The following is a 19,279-nucleotide window of genomic DNA, read 5'->3' on the forward strand; positions in this document are numbered from 1 at the left end:
GATGGGATGGTTTAAAAAAAGAGGGAAATTCAAGGGGATCGCTCCCTTTTATTGAGAATCGGCACATGTTTTCTGCAGTATCAGCAGGCTTTCCGGTCCCATATTAAACAGAAGGTCGATGATGCTCAGGTTGGGTAGAAAACCGTGGCGGGCTTCGAATACCTGATAGTAAGGCTGAGAGATAAATTCCGGATCTGTCCGGTGAAAATCTTTCTTGGGATGGATCGCTTCGCGAAAATCGATTTCGTTCGGGGCAAAGTCTGTTTTATATTCTTTCGTCCGTTCAATGGCAGGCTGTATATCTATCAGTTCGCAAACCAGTCGGCATAATTCTTCGTTGAAGTCCGTCAGAAATTCATGTTTTTTCTCATAGAACGGGCGGAAATCATCTTTGTAATATTCAAAAAATGGAGTACTGTTATAGGCCGACTCTATTGCATTCCAGTGTAGATGCCTCCAATTCCCATGATCCGAAATCCGGATATCTTTCATCGGGCATTTAGGCCCTTCCGGTTTTACGGTGGGGATAGAAAGTGCCAGTTCGCCTTCCGGTCCGGCAATGGTACAACGGTTCCGGTAGGTCTGCTTCATGTAATGGTCATGTTGTTCGATGAATATTTTATCGTAGTTCAACAATTTGCTGTAGTATTCTACAGGAGCCAGATAGGCAGAAGAAAGATAGGCAACTTTCATTGGTAATTGATGATTAGTGATTACTTGATTGTTATTATATAATTTGTTATCCGGGGATACGAACTATTTTACCGGTTGGAAGAATCGTTCCCAGCGGTATCCGCTAAAGATTCCCGTATGGTCTGTTTTTGAGAACCAGATTCGTGAAGCTTTTCCAATGACATGATCCTGCGGTACGAAACCGAACAGGCGGGAATCGGAAAGATTTACCGAATTATTGGAAGCCATCCAGTAATAATCTTTGGTGAAATAACAATGTTGTGAAGGACGTCCTTCGATGTAGAGCGTATCGTTTCGGATCTCCGCCTGTTTACCCTCATGCAGTACCAGCGTGTTTCGTAACAATGTCCGGTTCCACGGATATACCCGGACTGCTTTTCCTTTACCCGGAACAATAAGTGGTTTAGCTTCTTCCTGTAAGCTTTGTTGTAAAGGCTGTATCCAGCTTTTCCCGTTCATAGCCTGATCGAGCAAATAATACTCATAGCGGCTGAAGCTCCGTACATTTTTTCCTTCGTGTTGTCCCATCAGTTCATTAGGGCCAATAGAAAGAATAGAAAGCAATGAATCCAGTTGCTGTTCCTTGGTTTGCGGATACGTATATAGTTGTTTCCGGTCCGGTCCGAGTTGTGTGCTACGGTCGACCACGTTGAAGAGTGAATCGATAAGTAACGTATCCCCCGGTACACCGATGCATCGGCTTATATAAATCTCTCTTCGGTCTATAACGGGTTCTTTGATACCCGCAGGGTTATTGAATACGACGATGTCGTCTTTATGTATGGGACTTTCTCCCCAGCGGTGGTAGGAGAATAATGACATATAGGGTACACGAAGTCCGTAGCTCCATTTATTTACCAGAATACGTTCACCCTGAAAAAGGGAATTCTCCATACCCGCCGAAGGTATCAGGCATGAGGTAAAAGCAAAGCCGCGGAGCAACAGTACGATGACCATTGCTCCGGCAAAAGCTATAATCCATTTGAGTCCCTTTCCCATTGATTACTCAGTCTACCCACTTAAAGATGCGGTTCCAGCGGATTTTACCATCGAACCAGTTACGGTCTTTATCTAATGATAACCATACGACGATCGGTTTACCTACTACGTGATCTTCCGGTACGAATCCCCAATAGCGGGAGTCGGCGGAATTATGACGGTTATCGCCCATCATCCAATAATAATCCATCTGGAAAGTGTATTGGTTTGTCTTCACACCGTTGATGTAGATTCCGTCTTCTTTCTGTTCCAGTTTATTGCCTTCATAAGCAGTGATACACCGTTCATAAATGGGCAGATTGTCCGGGGTCAGTGTGATGGTGGCACCCTTTGCTGGAATCCAGATAGGGCCGTAGTCACTACGATTCCAATGGGTATTTAAATTCAGGGGATACACTTCTCCGGAGTATTCTTCCGGTTCTATTACAATCTTACCGACTAATTTTTTGTTACCGGATAGAGTGTCATACATCTTCTTCGTTAACGGAAGATGATAAACAGGATTCAGTCCACCTTGGGCATTTCGTCCGTCCAATCCCAGCTCAATCAGTCCCTCTTCATAGCCTGCTCCTTCGGGAGTTAGTCTTTGGTCGGCTTTGCTGATACCCAGTTCGCGGAACATTTCTTCCGTGATGTACGGGCCGGTAGTTTGCACAAAATAGTTGAATTGCAAGTTTTCCGGGTTTTCAATGGCCTTGCCATCGATCATAACCTGACCGTTGATAATCTGGAGTGTATCTCCCGGAAGTCCTACACAACGTTTTACATAGTTCTCCCGGCGGTCTACCGGACGGGTAACAACTTTACCATATCGTTGAGGGTTTGACAGTATCTCTTTCCGACCGGCATTATAGTATAAATCATACACTGTCTTCTGCTGCTCCCGAGTCAGGCTGTCCATGTCGATCGGGTTCGGGTAAATCTGCTTTCCGATGTTGTACGCCAATGTATAAAAGTCTGCATCCTGGAAATTCAGTGCGACGGTATCTCCCGCAGGGAAGTTAAACACTACGATGTCATTCAGTTTCACTTTACCGAATCCGGGTACACGTTTGTATTTCCATTGCGGCCATTCAATATAGGATTTAGTATTCAGAATCGGCAATGTATGTTGTGCCAAGGGCATTGATAGCGGTGTGTTCGGCACACGGGGGCCGTAACTCATTTTGCTCACGTAGAGGAAGTCTCCAACCAGCAGCGATTTTTCCAGTGACGATGATGGGATCTGATAATTCTGAAAAACATAGATGTTTACGAAATATACTGCTACCAAAGCGAAAACGATGGCATCTACCCAACTCATCACACTACGGACCGTCGGGTTTTTAGATTTCTTCCAGAACGACCAGGGAATCTTTTTGGTGATGTAGATGTCGAAGATGAAAGGAACTACGATCAGTCCCCACCAGCTTTTCACCCAAATCAGGAATATCAGATACAAAAGAATGGCAATGGAACACTTTATCCATTGAGTACGTGTTGCTTTTCTCATGATGTTAATCTTTTAAGAATGGGAATAAATCACTCATACCCAGATAGCCTTCATGGGCTGCTGTATACTCAGCCGCCAATACGGCTCCCAATGCGAAACCTCCCCGGTTTTTGGCATCGTGGGTGATGGAGATACTGTCTGCTTCGGAGTCATAGCGGATGGTATGGATACCGAATACTTCTCCTTCGCGAATAGAGTGGATCGGCAATTCATTGGTTGCATGTGCTTCCTCTTTTACCCAGACGCTTTTGCGTTCCATATTTTCAAGGATTCCTTCTGCCAGTGTGATCGCTGTTCCGCTTGGTGCATCGAGCTTGTGTACGTGGTGGGTTTCGCTCATGGTTACGTCATAGGCGGGGAATTGGTTCATTATCTTAGCCAGATACTTGTTGACAGCCGAGAAGATAGTTACTCCCAAACTGAAATTAGATGACCAGAATAAGGTCTTTCCACCTTTGTTACACAGTTCTTTTACTTCGTCACCGTGCTCTGCCATCCATCCGGTACTGCCCGAAACCAACTTTACACCTGCTTTGAAAGCTTTCATATAATTGCTGTAGGCTACCATGGGATTAGTGAATTCAATGGCCACATCTGCCGATTTGAACGCTTCGGATTCGAAATCATCCTGGTTGTTGATGTCGATAATGCTGACAATTTCGTGTCCGCGACTGAGGGCAACCTTTTCGATTTCTTTGCCCATTTTTCCGTAACCTATTAATGCTATTTTCATTGTTTTACTGACTTTATAGACTTTATATCCAGAATATTAGTCGCAAAGATAAGATTTTTATTACATTTGTCGAGCACATTAACGTCTTGTTAACAATGGAACAACTCCTGCACTATGTGTGGAAACACAAAATCTTCCCTCTCCATGAACTGCAAACAACCACCGGGCTGCCTGTTGAAGTGATTGATACCGGATTGCCGAATTCTGATTCCGGCCCCGATTTTTTTAATGCCAAACTAAAAATCGGTGGTACGCTTTGGGTAGGTAATGTCGAAATACATACTGCTTCTTCTGATTGGTTTCGTCACGGACATGACCGTGACATAGCGTATGACTCAGTGATTCTGCACATTGTCACAGAGATCGATTGCGAGATATATCGTTCCAATGGGGAACCGGTTCCGCAACTCCGGTTACCTTGCCCCGAACAGGTGAAAGAGCATTATGATGAGCTTTGCCGGGCAGATATACACCCGCCTTGCTATTCCATTCTGGAAACCCTTCCTAAATTAACGATTCACTCTTGGCTGACCGCTTTACAGACAGAGCGCTTTGATCAGAAGAACCGAACCATAACTCGGCGACTCCAACGTTGCAATCAGCATTGGGAAGATGCTTTTTTCATCACGTTGGCACGTAATTTCGGATTCGGGCTGAATGGAGATGCTTTTGAGACTTGGGCAAATCTGCTCTCGTTTCGTGCCATTGATAAGCATCGTGACGATCTGACACAGGTGGAAGCTTTCTTCTTCGGACAAGCCGGTTTGTTGGAGGGAGAATCCGCCGACGATTATTTCAGTTGGATGCAGAAAGAATTCCGTTATTTGCAACACAAGTTTGAACTTCCTCCGGTGATGAATCCCTCTTTGTGGCGTTTCCTCCGTCTTCGTCCGGGTAACTTTCCCCATGTGAGACTGGCACAATTAGCTTCACTTTATTACAGAGAACGCTCTTTGTTTTCACGGGTCATGGAAGCGGAGACTCTGAAAGATCTGAAACAGATTTTTGCCGGTCACACTTCTGCTTATTGGGAAGAACATTTCATGTTTGGCAAATCCTCCCCACGGAGAGAGAAAAGTATTGGTGCCGGTGCAAAGGAGCTGATCATTATCAATACGGTCATTCCTTTTCTGTATGCATATGGCCTGCATAAAGCCGACGAACGGCTGTGTGAGCGTGCGGCCTCATTACTTGAAGAACTGAAAGCTGAAAATAATTATGTTACCCGTATGTGGAGCGGAGCCGGCATTCCGGTTCAGACAGCGGCGGATAGCCAGGCGTTGTTACAATTGCAGAAAGAATATTGCGATAAGAAGAAGTGTCTTTATTGCCGTTTCGGCTATGAGTATCTGAGACATAAATAATTCTGTCCCTCCGAGTTGGATATTAGGAAGATATATTATCTTTGCCCGCTGAAAATGCGGGGTGAGATTCCCCGTTCTAAATCCATTCGTTATGAAAGTGAAAAGATTTGTGCTTTGTCTGTTTATGCTTACCCTGATAGGGGGTATTTGCTTTATTTCCTGTGGAAATACTTCGAAAGCGAAGGCAGAGAGTGATGTTGCTGCGGAGACGGCTGAGGAGACCTTCCAGTCGTTTCTGAAGAAATTCACCTCAAGTGCTTCTTTCCAGTATACCCGTGTCAAGTTTCCGTTGAAAACTCCCATCACCTTGATGACGGACGATGGGAATAGTGAAAAGACCTTCCCCTTTACTCAGGAAAAATGGCCGTTGCTGGATGCCGAGACTCTGAAAGAGGAACGCATCACTCAGGAAGAAGGAGGAATTTATGTTTCTAAGTTTACGGTAAACGAACCGACACATAAAGAGTTTGAAGCCGGATATGAAGAGTCGGAAGTAGATCTTCGTGTGATATTCGACTTGATTGATGGTAAGTGGTACGTGACCGATTGCTATACCGGATGGTATGGATACGACCTTCCGATTGACGATCTGAACGAAACTGTGAAACAAGTGAAAGAAGAAAACGACACTTTCAAAGAATTGCATCCGTAGGAACGTAAAAAACGGTGGGAGAGAAGGGCTAAGAGGGCTCTCCCTTTTTTCGGATACCGGTGCGTCAATTTAAGAGGGATGTATCAAAATTCGTATTTGCCACAGAGTAACACAGATAACTATCATTAGTTATTAATGGATGAGGCTCACTCAGTGAAACTCTGTGTTACTCTGTGGTGAATTACATTTTTTATCACAATGCCGAACGGACGGCAATGTTGTATTTGGCAAGCGTAGTGCTTTTATGGATAGCTTTCCAGCTCTTTCGGTCTATTTGTGGGGCCAGATACTCCCAGAACGTTTTCATCTTAGTCACCAGTTGTGCTTCGCCACCTTGTATCTGTGTCTCATAGTGTTGGAAAACGGCTGTGTGCAGTGCTCTCAACTTTTCTCTCCATTCTTCAGGCGTAAGTTTCCTGCCTTCTTTATATTCCCAACCCAATGCAGGGTTTGCCAATAATCCGCGGCCGATCATCACTCCGGTAAGTTTCGGAAACTTTTCGGTGATGCACCGGATATCTTCTATGGTCAGGATGTCTCCGTTGTAGATAACAGGATGTCTGCATGCTTCGTAGAAAGCTGTAAAGCCCTCCATATTTACTTCTCCTTTGTATTGCTGGATACCTAAGCGGGGGTGAACGATAATCTCGGTCAGCGGAGCCGCATTCAATAGAGGCAACAGGGTCAAACATTCATCCGGCTTTTCCCATCCCAGGCGCATTTTTACTGAGAAGCTCACATCGGGATACTGTTCGATCTGTTTGAGTAATGTTTCCACTTTATCAGGGTGGGGCAGCATGCCCGATCCACATTGCCGTTTTGCCAACATCGGGAAAGGGCAACCGAGGTTAATGTCCATCTCCCGATAGCCTTGTTCGATGAAAAGGGCGATTATTCGCTCTGTTTTGTCCATCTCGGAGGCTATAAGTTGTGGAATGAGGTGAGGAACCCGGTTGTTTTCGGGAAGAATATCCCGTACATCCTTATGGCGGAATTCTCCCCGATCTATTCGTACGAAAGGAGTATGATAGACATCCACACCGCCGAAAACGGCGGCATGGGCATTGCGATAGGCTGCTTCGGTATAACCTTGTAGCGGAGCGAGGTGGATAGGTAATGTGTTCATCTGTTTTTAGAACATAAACATGGCTACACCTACGATGCGGTTGTTACCAACGGAGTGTGTATCGATGATTTTACCGTTTTTAAGATACAGTGAGCCATAAGCGGCGGAAGTATAGGTATATTCCACTCCAAACTTCCAATGGTTGACATTATAGGTCAGTTCAGCGCCGGCTGTCACCACTTGGTCCACATTGGTTCCTGTTCCGTATACTTGATTGGATGCCAGGGCATCGCTTGTTCCCATATTCTTGACATATCCCAGGAAGATACCCGGTTTCCATTTCTGTCCGTATACTACGTTCAGCCATGAACTGGATACCCGGATCGGTGTATATTTTTGTTCTCCGGTCCGATTATCGATGGATTTGATTCCGAATCCTCCCAGCATGGAGGTTTGTGTCAGGTTGGAGCCTAATACGGTTTTAGCACCTACAAACCAATCTTTATTGCTATACTTCACATGACCTTCGTAAGACAGGGTGGTGATGCGCTCGTTCACTTTATAGACTTGGTCCTCTACTTTAGACTCTGTACGAGGCTTCAGAGAGAGCAGTTCGATTCCTGCTCCGGCTATCCATCCATTGGCTTTATAGTCGAGTCCCAGATAGAACTCAGGAACACAACTGTTTTTTATATAAGTCTGACTTTTACCGACAATACCTTGTGACAGATACTGTGATTGCCAGATAGCTGCTCCCGTCAGTTGGAACCCTTTGTGTGTATAGCGGTAACGAATTTGCGGAGCACGGCTGAACGGTTGGAAAGGTGCTCCGACCGAAAGATTCAGGATTTGAGGTGATACGTCACCGAAGAGCGGATGCCAGGTTTGTCCGAGCAAAAGAGCCGAACGTCCCCAATCCAGGTTCAGGTAAGCGTGACGCAAGCGTATAGTAGAGTAAGAAGTTCCTGAACCGCGGAAGTCTGCTTCTACTTTGGCGGAAGTCATGGCGCGTCCCAGTTTAGGTCCCTTTACATCCAATCCCAGGCGGGTATATAGGGTGTAAAAGCTACCGTTGGCAGTTGCATTTAAATCTCTGCCATTGCTATCGAATACTTCGTCTTTGGGGTACATGTAAAACAATCCGTCTACTGTCTCTTCGTTGGCACGACTGTTGTAATAAAGGTCTGTGCGAATCTGTCCGTAAAACTTATAACTAAAGTCCTTTTTTTGAGCAAAACTGCTTATTGCCATTATCAGGCAAGCAGATAAAATCAGATGCTTCTTCATTTTTTGTGTTATTTGTTAGATACATTAGGGATTTACCCGTTGAAGTTATTATCTTAAATCAATGCAAAGTGGTTGTTTCACGCTGCAAAGGTAAGGAAATCATCTGACTGACCATAAAAAAGGAGATCCGAAAGTAAACGTTTTCGGGAAAGGTTGTAAAATAGCATCGGATGGAGAACGGAATACTGAAATAAAGTATATATTTTTGCAAGATAAAAATAGAATAGACCATGAAAGTAAAGAAGATCAGTATTGCTAATGTGGAGGTCGATGCACTTCCCGAATTACTGGATAAAGAAAAGATCGGTTTCCAACCCATTGATAATGTGAATTGGGAAGCCTACCCTTATCGTCCGAAAGTGGAGTTCCGTATAGCACATAGCGATGATGCTGTTTTGTTACACTTCAATGTAAAAGAGGCCAGTGTACGGGCCAAGTATGGAGAAGACGATGGCTCCGTATGGACTGATTCCTGTGTGGAGTTTTTCTCTGTACCTACCGGCGACGGTATCTATTATAACATCGAATGCAACTGTATCGGAACCATTCTTATTGGTGCAGGAGCAGAACGCAACAACCGTGAACGCGCTTCTCGGGAAGTGACAGATCAGGTGAAACGTTGGGCCAGTCTGGGACGCCAGCCTTTCGATGAACGTATCGGTGAGTGCAACTGGGAGGTGGCATTGGTGATTCCATATACAGCTTTCTTCAAACATCACATTACCTCTTTGGACGGGAAAACAATCACAGCCAACTTCTATAAATGTGGCGACGAACTGCAAACTCCGCATTTCCTCTCATGGAATCCGATCAAAATAGAAAAGCCGGATTTTCACCGTCCCGACTTCTTCGGTACGTTGGAATTTGAATAGTCTGTGATGAACCTGCCTCTAAAGGGCCTCGATACTACTAAAAAAGGTGTAGCCTTCTTTCTGAGATGGCTACACCTTCTTTTATAAGCAGAGAATGGTTTCTATTTTACGATTCCACGCTTAGACTCTTTGACAAAAGCCACTATATTCTCTATCTCTTCGCTCATGGGAACCTGGTCTATAATTTTTTGCACTGCATCCTGCAAGCTGAAGTTTCCCTGATAGATCAGGCGATAAGCATTGGCTATGTGGCGTAGAACTCTTTCGCTCGTATTTTTATGTTGTTGCAATACTACGGCATTTACTCCGTGATATTCTACCGGGTTACCGGCCATAATGCTGTATGGGGGCACATCTTTTGAAATACGGCAACCGCTCTGTACCAATGTCCATTGTCCCACATGACAATATTGATGGAGGGTAACATTGCCACTCAGGATGACACAATCATCCAAGGTACATTCTCCGGCGATGGTGGTGCCGATACCGGCTACACAATTATCTCCGATTTGTACATCGTGACAAATGTGGACTTTATCCATCAAGAAATTGCCATTGCCTATTTTGGTAGCATTCCCACCGAAAGTAGCCCGACTGATAACTACGTTTTCGCGGATATGGTTGTTATCCCCGATAATCAGTGAACTTTCTTCTCCTTTGTAGTGGAAATCCTGTGGTTCTGCTCCTAATACGGCATGTTGATATACTTTGTTACCTTTTCCCAGCCGTGTACCATTCAGCACACTGGCATAGGGCATAATGATACAGTCGTCCCCTATTTCGACATTATCTTCAATGTAAGCAAACGGTTGAATGATCACATTCTTTCCGATTTTTGCCCCGGGGGCTATCGATGCTAATGGACTAATCATAATTGTATTGTATTTAAAGTTAATCTTCTCTTCCGCCGCCCAATGCCTGATAGAGGCTCACTACAGCCTGCATCCGGTCGAAGGTGTCGTTTACCTGAGATAAACGGGCACTGAGCAAAGACTGTTCGGCCGACAATACCTCCAGATAAGTAGACGTCCCTAATTTAAACAATTCTTTTGTATATTCGGATGCTTTTTCTGAAGATTCTACCTGTAATTTGCGGGAAGCAGTTTTTTCAGAAGCACTCTGATATTGATACAATGCATTGCTTACTTCACTTCCGGCATTCAACAAACTCTGCTGGAAGGCCAGTTTAGCCTCTTCCTGTTGTGCCTTGGCTATCTTCAGGCGGGCAATGTTTGCACCACGGTAGAAGAGAGGCTGGGTAAGCGAACCAAGTACAGAGGCAAGCAGTTTACCAGGATTGATAATGGCACTACCGGCGCTATTGGTCCAACCGGCCGAGCCGCTGATAGTGATTTGCGGATAGAAGGCGGCACGGGCCGAATTTGCATTGTAGTAAGTACCGGCCAATGCCATTTCGGCTGCTTTCACATCCGGACGGTTAGAGAGTAGTTGCAAAGGAACGCCCACTGAGAAATCTTCAGGTAATTGCTGCTCTTCCAGAACCCCCCGTTTGATAGTCTGTGGTGCTTGTGCCAATAGCATGGACATAGCGTTCTCAGCTTCACGGATACTCTTTTGGATAGCCGGAATAGACGCCAGTACTTGTGCATAGGCAGCCTTGCTTTGTTCCACCCCTGCAGAGGTAGTGTTGAACATAGCCGCATCTTTCATTGCCTGCATGGTTTCAACATTACGCTTCATGATGTCGGCAGTCTGTTCGGTAATATCGAGCTGACGGTCGAGCATCAATAAGGTGTAATAGGTATTGGCAATGCCCGAAATGATCTGAGTCTGTACAGCCTGACGATATGCTTTGGTTTGCAACAATGTTACTTGTACACCGCGTTTGGCATTCAGCAACTTGCCGAATAGATCGATCTCCCAGCTGGCTGTTGCCGGCAACGAATAGGTTTTGGTTGCGGCATGCTTATCAAAGCTGCTGATGGTTCCTTGTGGTGACAATCCGAGTGAAGGAGCGTAAGCCAGACGGGCTGACATCAGTGATGCCTGTGCCTCTTTCACTTTCAGCGCAGCAGTCAGCAGATCTGTATTGTGGGTTAATCCCTGTTCGATTAACGCTTGCAGTTGAGGATCGGTGAAGACCTCTCTCCAAGGCAGATTTCCGAAGTTGACAGTATCGGATACCAGTGTATCGGCAACAGATACTGTGTCCCGGTAAAGACCGGAGGCTTCAATATCTTTAGGTCTGTCATATGATTTGTAGATGTGGCAGCTGCTCAAGAGAGCAGTTGCACACAACATACCTATAATTTGTTTCTTCATATTCTTTTCTTTATTCCTATTTAGCGTATTGTTCAATTTCTGTTTCTGCATCCGTATTATCGATGTCTTCCCATTCAATAGGTTTCACCTTCTCTTGTAGATACTGGAAGATAACGAACAAAGCAGGAACCACGAATATCTGGCATATCATACCGATAAACATACCGCCTACCGCAGCCGTACCCAAAGCACGGTTACCATTGGCACCTACGCCCATGGCAAACATCAAAGGCAACAGGCCGACAACCATGGCCAATGAAGTCATCAGGATCGGGCGGAGACGGGCACCTGCACCCAATACGGCAGCCCAAGTGATACTCATACCCATCTTACGACGGTCGAGAGCAAACTCTACAATTAGGATGGCGTTCTTTGCCAACAGACCCATCAACATGATCAATGCGATCTGCATATAAATGTTGTTGGTAGCTGCTCCCAGTATCGGAAGGACATTGTTTGCCAATCCCATCAGGTGGGCGAAAATGAAGCTACCTGCCAGACCGAACGGTATAGAAAGCAGTACGGCAAACGGAAGAATATAACTTTCGTATTGTGCACTCAGCAACAGATAAACAAATACGAAGCAGAGGACGAAGATCATCGCAGTAGTACTGCCGCTCGAACTTTGTTCTTCACGGGTCATACCCGAGAATTCATATCCGTATCCGGTAGGCAACGTCTGTTCTGCCACTTCCTGCATGGCTTGGATGGCCTGACCGGAACTGTATCCGTCAGCCGGCGAACCATTGATAGTCATCGCCGTAAACATGTTGAAACGCTTGATGTTGTCCGGTCCGTAAATACGTTTAACGCTCATAAACTGAGTGATAGGAGCCATCTCGTTGCCGTTGCGTACTTTAACCGAGTTCAGTGACTCCAGATTGGTACGGCTGTTCGGATCGGCCTGAATCATTACACGGTACATCTTACCGAACCGGTTGAAGTTGGACGAATATAGACCACCGTAATATCCTTGCAGGGTAGTAAGGATGTCGCTCGGAGATAATCCGGCCTTCTTACAAGCAGCGGCATCGATATCGATCATGTACTGCGGGAAGTTCGGGTTGAACGAAGTCTGTGCCGACTGAATTTCGGGGCGTGCCTGTAGCTTGGTGATAAAGTCCTGAGCTACTTCATAGAATTTATCCAGACTACCGCCTGTCTTATCCTGTAAGTTCATTTCGAAACCGTTGGATACACTGTAACCCGGAATCATAGGGGGAGCGAATAACAGTACGCGGGCGTCTTTAATCACTTCACGGGCTTTCAGATACAGCATACCTGAAACGAAGTCAGAACGTTGAGCGATGGAACGCTCATCCCAGTTCTTCATTTTACAGATAAATGAACCGTAGCTGGGACCCTGACCGGCGATAAAGCTATAACCGGCGATCATGGTACGGCTTTCGATAGCCGGGTCGGAGGCCAGTAGGCTATCTACCTGCCACATCACTTCCTGAGTGCGTTCCAGTGAGCTTCCGGGAGGCATATCGACTACTGCCATAATCGTTCCTGTATCTTCATTCGGTACCAAACCGGTCGGAGTCACTTTCATCAGGAAGATGAGCAGTGCGAAACCCACTACTACGGAGCCGATGGTCAGCACCGGTTTCTGGATGAAGAAGAGAACACGTTTTTTATATTTCTTCAATACTGTGTCATAAGCAGCATTGAACGAAGCATGGAAACGGCTTGCCAAAGTCGATTTCTTTTTAGCATCAGGATCGTGGGGTTTCAGTAAGATGGCGCACAATGCAGGGCTCAGTGTCAAGGCATTTACTGCCGACAAGGCAATAGCAATAGCCATAGTCAGACCAAACTGACGGTAGAATGTACCGGAAGTACCGGTCATAAAGCTTACCGGAATAAACACGGACATCATAACCAATGTAATGGAGACGATAGCGCCACCCAATTCGTTCATGGCGTCGATGGAAGCTAACCGAGCTGATTTATAGCCTTGGTCGAGCTTGGCATGGACACCCTCGACGACGACGATGGCATCGTCCACCACTATGGCAATGGCGAGTACCATGGCACAGAGGGTAAGCAAGTTGATACTGAATCCGATGATGTAAAGCACAAAGAATGTACCGATCAATGCTACCGGGATCGCGATGGCCGGAATCAGTGTCGAGCGTAGATCCTGCAAGAAAATGTAAACCACGATAAATACCAAGATAAAGGCTTCAATCAAAGTCTTTACAACTTCGTGGATAGAAGCAAACAAGAAGTCGTTGGCATTTTGTGAGATATTTACTTTAACTCCCGGCGGGAAAGTCGATTCTGATTTTTCAAGCAAGTCGAGGATGTCATTGATGATGGCAGTCGCATTCGAACCGGCTGTCTGGAATACGATAACCGTTACGGCAGGGTGACCATTTACGTTGTTAGAGAATCCGTATGTCAGACGACCTAACTCGATTGTGGCAATATCTTTCAATCGGAGCACCTGCCCGTCAGAATTGGCACGGATCACGATGTTCTCAAACTCTTCCTGGCTCTGCAGACGTCCTTTATAACGCAGCGTATATTGGAAAGTCTGTTTGCCCTGTTCACCAAATGAACCCGGAGCAGCCTCGATATTCTGTTCGGCCAATGCTGCCGAAACATCGGTAGGCATCAGGTGATATTGGGCCATTACGTCCGGTTTCAACCAGATACGCATAGAATAGTCTGCACCGAGCACCATGGCGTCACCTACACCCGGTACACGTTGAACTTCCGGTACGAGATTGATTTTAGCATAGTTCTCAAGGAATTCGTTATCATATTTGTCATCCGAACTATACAGGGAGAATACCAGCAACATACTGGTTTGTCGTTTTGAGGTAATCACACCTACCTTGGTTACTTCGGCCGGCAACAGACCCTGTGCTTTGGCTACACGGTTCTGTACGTTTACGGCAGCCATATCCGGGTCCGTACCCTGTTTAAAGTAAACCTCGATAGAGGCCTCTCCGGTATTGGTGGCAGTAGAAGTCATGTACATCATGTTTTCTACACCGTTGATCTGCTCCTCCAACGGAGCAATCACACTGTTTAATACAGTTTGTGCATTGGCTCCCTGATACGTCGTGTTGACACGTACAGTAGGAGGGGCAATATCCGGATACTGGGAGATAGGCAGCGACAGCAGGCCTAACACACCCAGAATCACTATCACGATGGAGATAACCGTTGATAGTACCGGACGATTAATAAATCTATCTAATTTCATATTCTGCTTTTTGAGTTAACTCGTTTACTGATTTTTGCGTTCTTCCAAAGCTGCTTTAAAGCGTTCGGCCGATTCCTGCTGGGTGAGCGGCTTGATAGTAGCACCGTCTTTCAGGGTGCTGACGTTTTCGACAACGATTTTGTCGCCGGCTTTCAGTCCTGCAGTAACTACATAGTTTTGTCCGTCGTTGAGATTTAATATTTCTATTTCGGTATTTTTCACAGTGTTATCCGGCTGGAGCAGATATACGAATTTCTTATCCTGTATTTCGTAAGTTGCTTTTTGAGGGATAACGATTACATTCTCCTTGCTATAAGGAATCTGGATGTTACCGGTACCGCCTGTTCTCAACAGATGTCCGTGATTCGGGAAAGTGGCACGCATGCTTACAGCACCTGTGTTTTGGTCGATGACTCCGCTTACCGTCTCTATTTTACCGCTATCGGCATACAACGTTCCGTCAGCCAATGTCAGTTGAACAGCCGGGAAGCTATTCAGAAATTCAGTCTGAGAACCGTCCTGACGGATCAGGTTCAGTAATTCCTTTTCTGTCAGTGAAAAGTAAACGTACATCTGAGTGATGTCCGAGATCACAGTGAGAGGTGACGGGCTTGAAGCGCTTACCAAGCTACCTACACGGTAAGGGATTGTTCCGGCTACACCGTCCGAAGGGCTTGTTACGCGTGTGTATGCCAGATTTTGGTTAGCGCTGATCAGCTGGGCTTCGGCAGATGCCAATTGAGCTTTTGCAGATGCAAGTGTATTTTCAGCCATTTCCAGATCATAGTCGCTGATGATGTTTTTCTTGTTTAATTCACGTTTGTTTTTTACAGTGATTTCCTGAGTAGAAACATTCGCTTTAGCTGTGGCTACAGCGGCTTTTGCTGCACGGGCGGCAGATTCATACTGCACCGGATCGATGACGAACAGTACCTGTCCTTTTTTGACCATAGATCCTTCATCAATATTCAGTTTAGTGATAAACCCGGAAACCTGCGGGCGGATTTCGATATCCTGTTTACCCTTGATTGTGGCCGGATAGGAGCTTTTCAGATTGACAGTGGTGGGCTGCAATGTCTCTACTGCACATTCGGGAGTTCCTCCCATGTTGAAGCCCTTTTTGCCGCAACCCGACAACAAGGCTAAACAAAATGCAAACAAAACAATTTTACTTTTCATACCTTCTTTATATTCAATTTTTAATGATGTTCATTTTGTGGCAAAGTGGTTTATCGTGATAACCTTATCAGGTATAGGTGAAAACTGATTACCCTTAATTAGTTTTCCGCGACAAAAGTACTCTTTATTTTCTATACCGTTGTTTTTTAATATCTGTTTTTAACGATGTTTTTCTCTAATTAATATAGGTGTAAAGCTCAAAATTACTTCAGATGGGTGCGAAACAGGCGGGGGCAGAAAAAAGATGATAAAAAAACAGTGATCCGGAAAATTCCGGACCACTGTCCCTGTTGTCATGGAATCTTGTTTCACATATTCACTTTGTGGCGTACGGGGGTCAGGATGAAACTGAATTCATAATCCTGATAAGGTACACGGTATTTCTCCAGTGGAAGTGTTCCCCAACTGTTGACACATCCCAGACCCATCTGTACTTTATCGATGCAAAGGTTAGTGAAAGGAGCTTTCGCTACTTCAGGAGAGTGGCGTTGGTCTTTTTGTACTCCGTCATCCAAAGACTCGATGCTATAGTTCAAGGCAGAGGCGGAGAAAGGAGCGTCACCTACAAACTGCAGACCGTTTCCGCTGATATTCAATACTCTCCACCAGCGCAAATCGGTTTTGGTACCGGTTTCTTGCGGACGGATGTACGGGTAGAACTGTTCGGCAACTGTCTGGCGATATTTGCCAATTAAAGTAGAGTGATTGCGGTCGGCATAATTTTCAACCGGACCACGGCCATAATATTCCACTTCATTGAAGTTTTCGGGCATTTGCATTTGCATGCCGAAACGGAACATATCAGAAACCTTTTCTTCTTTGCCGGCTTCCATCTTTTGAGTTACTTTGACCGCTCCCTCATTGTTGATAACATAAGTCAGGAATAGTTTTCCTTTTACAGCTTTCATTTCATATTCAGCCTGAACGATTGCCTGTTCGTTTTCGATACTTTGTTTCAATGAAGTCAACTTCAGTCCCGGATTTTTCCAGACAGCATACCGGTGCTGTAATCCTGCTCCATAATCATTATCGGTAGGAGCACGCCAGAAGTTAGGAGTCAGTTGAGCTCCCGGATTTAATAATTGCATACCATCTGCTTCGTAACGAGAGAGATATCCATTGTGCTTATTGAATTCGATTATGAAGTTTTCGCCTTCTACAATCAGATAATTATGGTCGTTGTCCTTAATGACCGGTACGACAATGTCAAGATTAGATGCTTTCTGGTTCTTTAATTCCAATGCTTTGGCTGTATACGGACGGATGGTCAGCTGGTCATATGCCACTGTACTTCCTGCCGGCATCAGTGTTTCGGCAGCTTTCAACTTATAAGTTACGTTGAGCAACAACTCTTTACATGGACAGATCTTTTCCGTATTCAGATTCAGTTTGAGAGTCGCTGTTTGTTGGGGAGCCACGTTCAGGTCCTGAACGACTCCGGTTTGCATTACTTCACCGTTTGCCAGTAATTGCCACTCCATATAATAAGCGGACAAATCGCGGAAGAAGTTTTCGTTATATACCTTTATTTCTCCCTTTGACAGATCGCCGGGAGTAGTCCAGATTGACTGGTAGAAGTATCCCACTTCATGGGCATGCGGGTTGGGGCGACGGTCGGGGCTGATCAGTCCGTTGTCGTTAAAATTATTGTCCGAAGCATCGTATTTATTGAAGTCACCGCCATATCCGTAGATGTCTATTCCATCCTTATTTTTCCAATGGTTCGACTGGTCTACAAAGTCCCAGATAAAACCGCCCTGATATTTGGGATATTTGCGTATCAGATCCCAATACTCTTTGAAGCCCCCTTGCGAGTTACCCATAGCATGAGCATATTCACATTGGATCAAAGGTTTGTCTATATTGCCTTCGCTGTACTTCTTGCAGGCGTCATAATCGTAATACATCGGGCAGAAAATGTCTGTAAATTCATTGGTACCCGCCTGCTCATATTGTACGGCGCGTGTTTTGTCCTCGTTTTTGATCCATGTATAGCACTGTTCGAAGTTCGGGCCGTATCCGGCTTCGTTTCCTAATGACCAGAAAATGATGGAAGGATGGTTATACCCTCTCTGTACATTGCGTTGGTTGCGTTCCATGTGTGCTTTTTTGTAAGATGGATTTTTGGCAAGTGTTTCTTTGCCATATCCCATTCCGTGCGACTCGATATTGGCCTCTGCCACTACATAGATACCGTATTGGTCGCAAAGGTCATACCACAGATTGTCGTCCGGATAGTGACAGGTACGTACCGCGTTAATGTTCAGCTGCTTCATACGCAGAATATCTTGCAGCATGCGTTCACGGGAAACCACGTATCCTCCGTCCGGATCCATTTCGTGGCGGTCGGCACCTTTAAAGAGCACCGGTTGCCCGTTCACCAGTATCTGTCCGCCCTTCAATTCAATTTTGCGGAAACCTACTTTTACCGGGATCACTTCCAGCGTGTTGCTGCCGTTTTTCAGGGTTGCAGTCAGTGTATATAAGTTGGGTGTTTCTGCTGTCCATTTTTCAGGATTGCTCACGTCCATGACAACAGACTTTTGTCCATTTCCGTTAACCTGTGCCGTAGCAACACTTTTTCCTGCCGGATCTGTCAGGTTCAACTCTACTGTTCCGCTTCCGTTCAGATTGAGTGCCACGTTCAATGTACCGTTTGTATAATTGCTGTCCAAGTCGGGAGTTACACGGATATCTTGAATATATTTTTTATTGCGGCTGTACAAATAGCAGTTACGTCCCACTCCCGAGTAGCGGAAAAAGTCCTGATCTTCCAGGTACGTACCGTCACACCAGCGGAATACCTGAAACGCAATCAGGTTCTTGCCCGGTTTCAGATATTTGGTCAGGTTAAATTCAGCTTCCAGTTTACTGTCTTCGCTATATCCCACATATTTACCGTTGACCCATAGATACATGTTTGAAGTGACCGAACCAAAGTGGGCGAATATTTCTTTTCCTGACCATTCGGCAGGAATAATGATTTCTTTCCGATACGATCCTACATGGTTGTTTTCTATGGGCACATAAGGAGGATTGTTTTTGTATTGGCTTCTCCAGGCGTAACCTACGTTGACATAAATCGGATCACCGTATCCGTTCATTTCCCAAACACCGGGGACTTTCATCTGTCCCCAACCTTTATCATTATAGTCTGTCCGGTAGAAGTCGGTCGGTCGAGCATCTGCATTTTTCACCCAGTTGAATTTCCAGATGCCATTCAGGGTCATAAAGTTGCTTGAGTTTTCCTTATCGGCTTTTGCGGCTTCTTCACTTGAAGAGTAAGCAAAGTAATTGGTGTGCATCGGTGCACGGTTTACCGCATTAATTTCGGGGTTTTTCCATTCGTCATGTTGAGCCATGGTCGCCAGGCTACACATCGCCAGGCAGCAAGTCAGCAGTTGTCTTTTCATGGGGTTAATCTTATTAGGTTTGTAAA

14 protein-coding genes are annotated in these 19,279 nt (G+C 45.4%); 3 read left to right on the top strand and 11 right to left on the bottom strand.

Annotated features, from left to right (window positions below; genetic code table 11):
* Positions 1-48 precede the first annotated feature (48 nt).
* From BSHG_RS16575 to dapB, 4 genes are all read right to left on the bottom strand, one after another.
* Positions 49-693: a WbqC family protein gene (locus tag BSHG_RS16575; protein WP_008657936.1), complete on the bottom strand. Its 645-nt coding sequence runs from the start codon at positions 691-693 to the stop codon at positions 49-51.
* Between the two features lie 63 nt (positions 694-756).
* On the bottom strand, positions 757-1,692 hold the full coding sequence (gene lepB / locus BSHG_RS16570; RefSeq protein WP_005783767.1) for a signal peptidase I: 936 nt from the start codon (positions 1,690-1,692) through the stop codon (positions 757-759).
* Between the two features lie 7 nt (positions 1,693-1,699).
* Positions 1,700-3,184: a S26 family signal peptidase gene (locus BSHG_RS16565; RefSeq protein ID WP_005783769.1), complete on the bottom strand. Its 1,485-nt coding sequence runs from the start codon at positions 3,182-3,184 to the stop codon at positions 1,700-1,702.
* Positions 3,185-3,188: 4 nt separating this feature from the next.
* Complete coding sequence (gene dapB, locus BSHG_RS16560) at positions 3,189-3,917, bottom strand: 4-hydroxy-tetrahydrodipicolinate reductase (protein WP_005783772.1); 729 nt, start codon at positions 3,915-3,917, stop codon at positions 3,189-3,191.
* Between the two features lie 95 nt (positions 3,918-4,012).
* On the opposite strand from dapB, the gene BSHG_RS16555 reads away from it, so the two are divergent.
* Positions 4,013-5,281, top strand: coding sequence for a DUF2851 family protein (locus BSHG_RS16555; RefSeq protein WP_005783775.1), 1,269 nt, complete (start codon positions 4,013-4,015; stop codon positions 5,279-5,281).
* Positions 5,282-5,372: 91 nt separating this feature from the next.
* Positions 5,373-5,933: a DUF4348 domain-containing protein gene (locus BSHG_RS16550; protein ID WP_005783777.1), complete on the top strand. Its 561-nt coding sequence runs from the start codon at positions 5,373-5,375 to the stop codon at positions 5,931-5,933.
* A 193-nt stretch (positions 5,934-6,126) separates the two neighbouring features.
* Here BSHG_RS16550 and BSHG_RS16545 read toward each other — a convergent pair whose 3' ends face one another.
* Entirely contained in the window at positions 6,127-7,059 is a 933-nt protein-coding gene (locus BSHG_RS16545; protein WP_005813861.1) for a tRNA-dihydrouridine synthase family protein, read from the bottom strand.
* Positions 7,060-7,065: 6 nt separating this feature from the next.
* Positions 7,066-8,286, bottom strand: coding sequence for a hypothetical protein (locus BSHG_RS16540; protein ID WP_005783781.1), 1,221 nt, complete (start codon positions 8,284-8,286; stop codon positions 7,066-7,068).
* A gap of 230 nt (positions 8,287-8,516) precedes the next feature.
* Between BSHG_RS16540 and BSHG_RS16535 the strand changes: the two genes are divergently transcribed.
* Positions 8,517-9,158, top strand: a complete 642-nt coding sequence (locus BSHG_RS16535; RefSeq protein ID WP_005813856.1) for a carbohydrate-binding family 9-like protein — start codon at positions 8,517-8,519, stop codon at positions 9,156-9,158.
* 101 nt (positions 9,159-9,259) lie between these two features.
* On the opposite strand, the gene lpxA is transcribed toward BSHG_RS16535, so the two are convergent.
* The 5 genes from lpxA to BSHG_RS16510 all read right to left on the bottom strand — a co-directional run bounded on the left by lpxA (position 9,260) and on the right by BSHG_RS16510 (position 19,253).
* Positions 9,260-10,030, bottom strand: coding sequence for an acyl-ACP--UDP-N-acetylglucosamine O-acyltransferase (lpxA, locus tag BSHG_RS16530; protein ID WP_005783787.1), 771 nt, complete (start codon positions 10,028-10,030; stop codon positions 9,260-9,262).
* A gap of 19 nt (positions 10,031-10,049) precedes the next feature.
* On the bottom strand, positions 10,050-11,441 hold the full coding sequence (locus BSHG_RS16525; RefSeq protein ID WP_008657948.1) for an efflux transporter outer membrane subunit: 1,392 nt from the start codon (positions 11,439-11,441) through the stop codon (positions 10,050-10,052).
* A gap of 16 nt (positions 11,442-11,457) precedes the next feature.
* Positions 11,458-14,661 (bottom strand): efflux RND transporter permease subunit, encoded by a 3,204-nt coding sequence (locus tag BSHG_RS16520; protein WP_005783792.1) that lies wholly within the window; start codon positions 14,659-14,661, stop codon positions 11,458-11,460.
* Between the two features lie 24 nt (positions 14,662-14,685).
* A complete protein-coding gene (locus tag BSHG_RS16515; RefSeq protein WP_005783796.1) occupies positions 14,686-15,840 on the bottom strand; it encodes an efflux RND transporter periplasmic adaptor subunit in 1,155 nt (384 codons plus the stop codon).
* 308 nt (positions 15,841-16,148) lie between these two features.
* Entirely contained in the window at positions 16,149-19,253 is a 3,105-nt protein-coding gene (locus BSHG_RS16510; RefSeq protein ID WP_008657952.1) for a glycoside hydrolase family 2 TIM barrel-domain containing protein, read from the bottom strand.
* Between the last annotated feature and the right edge of the window lie 26 nt (positions 19,254-19,279).

Source organism: Bacteroides sp. 3_2_5 (genome assembly GCF_000159855.2).
In the GTDB taxonomy this organism is placed as follows: domain Bacteria; phylum Bacteroidota; class Bacteroidia; order Bacteroidales; family Bacteroidaceae; genus Bacteroides; species Bacteroides fragilis.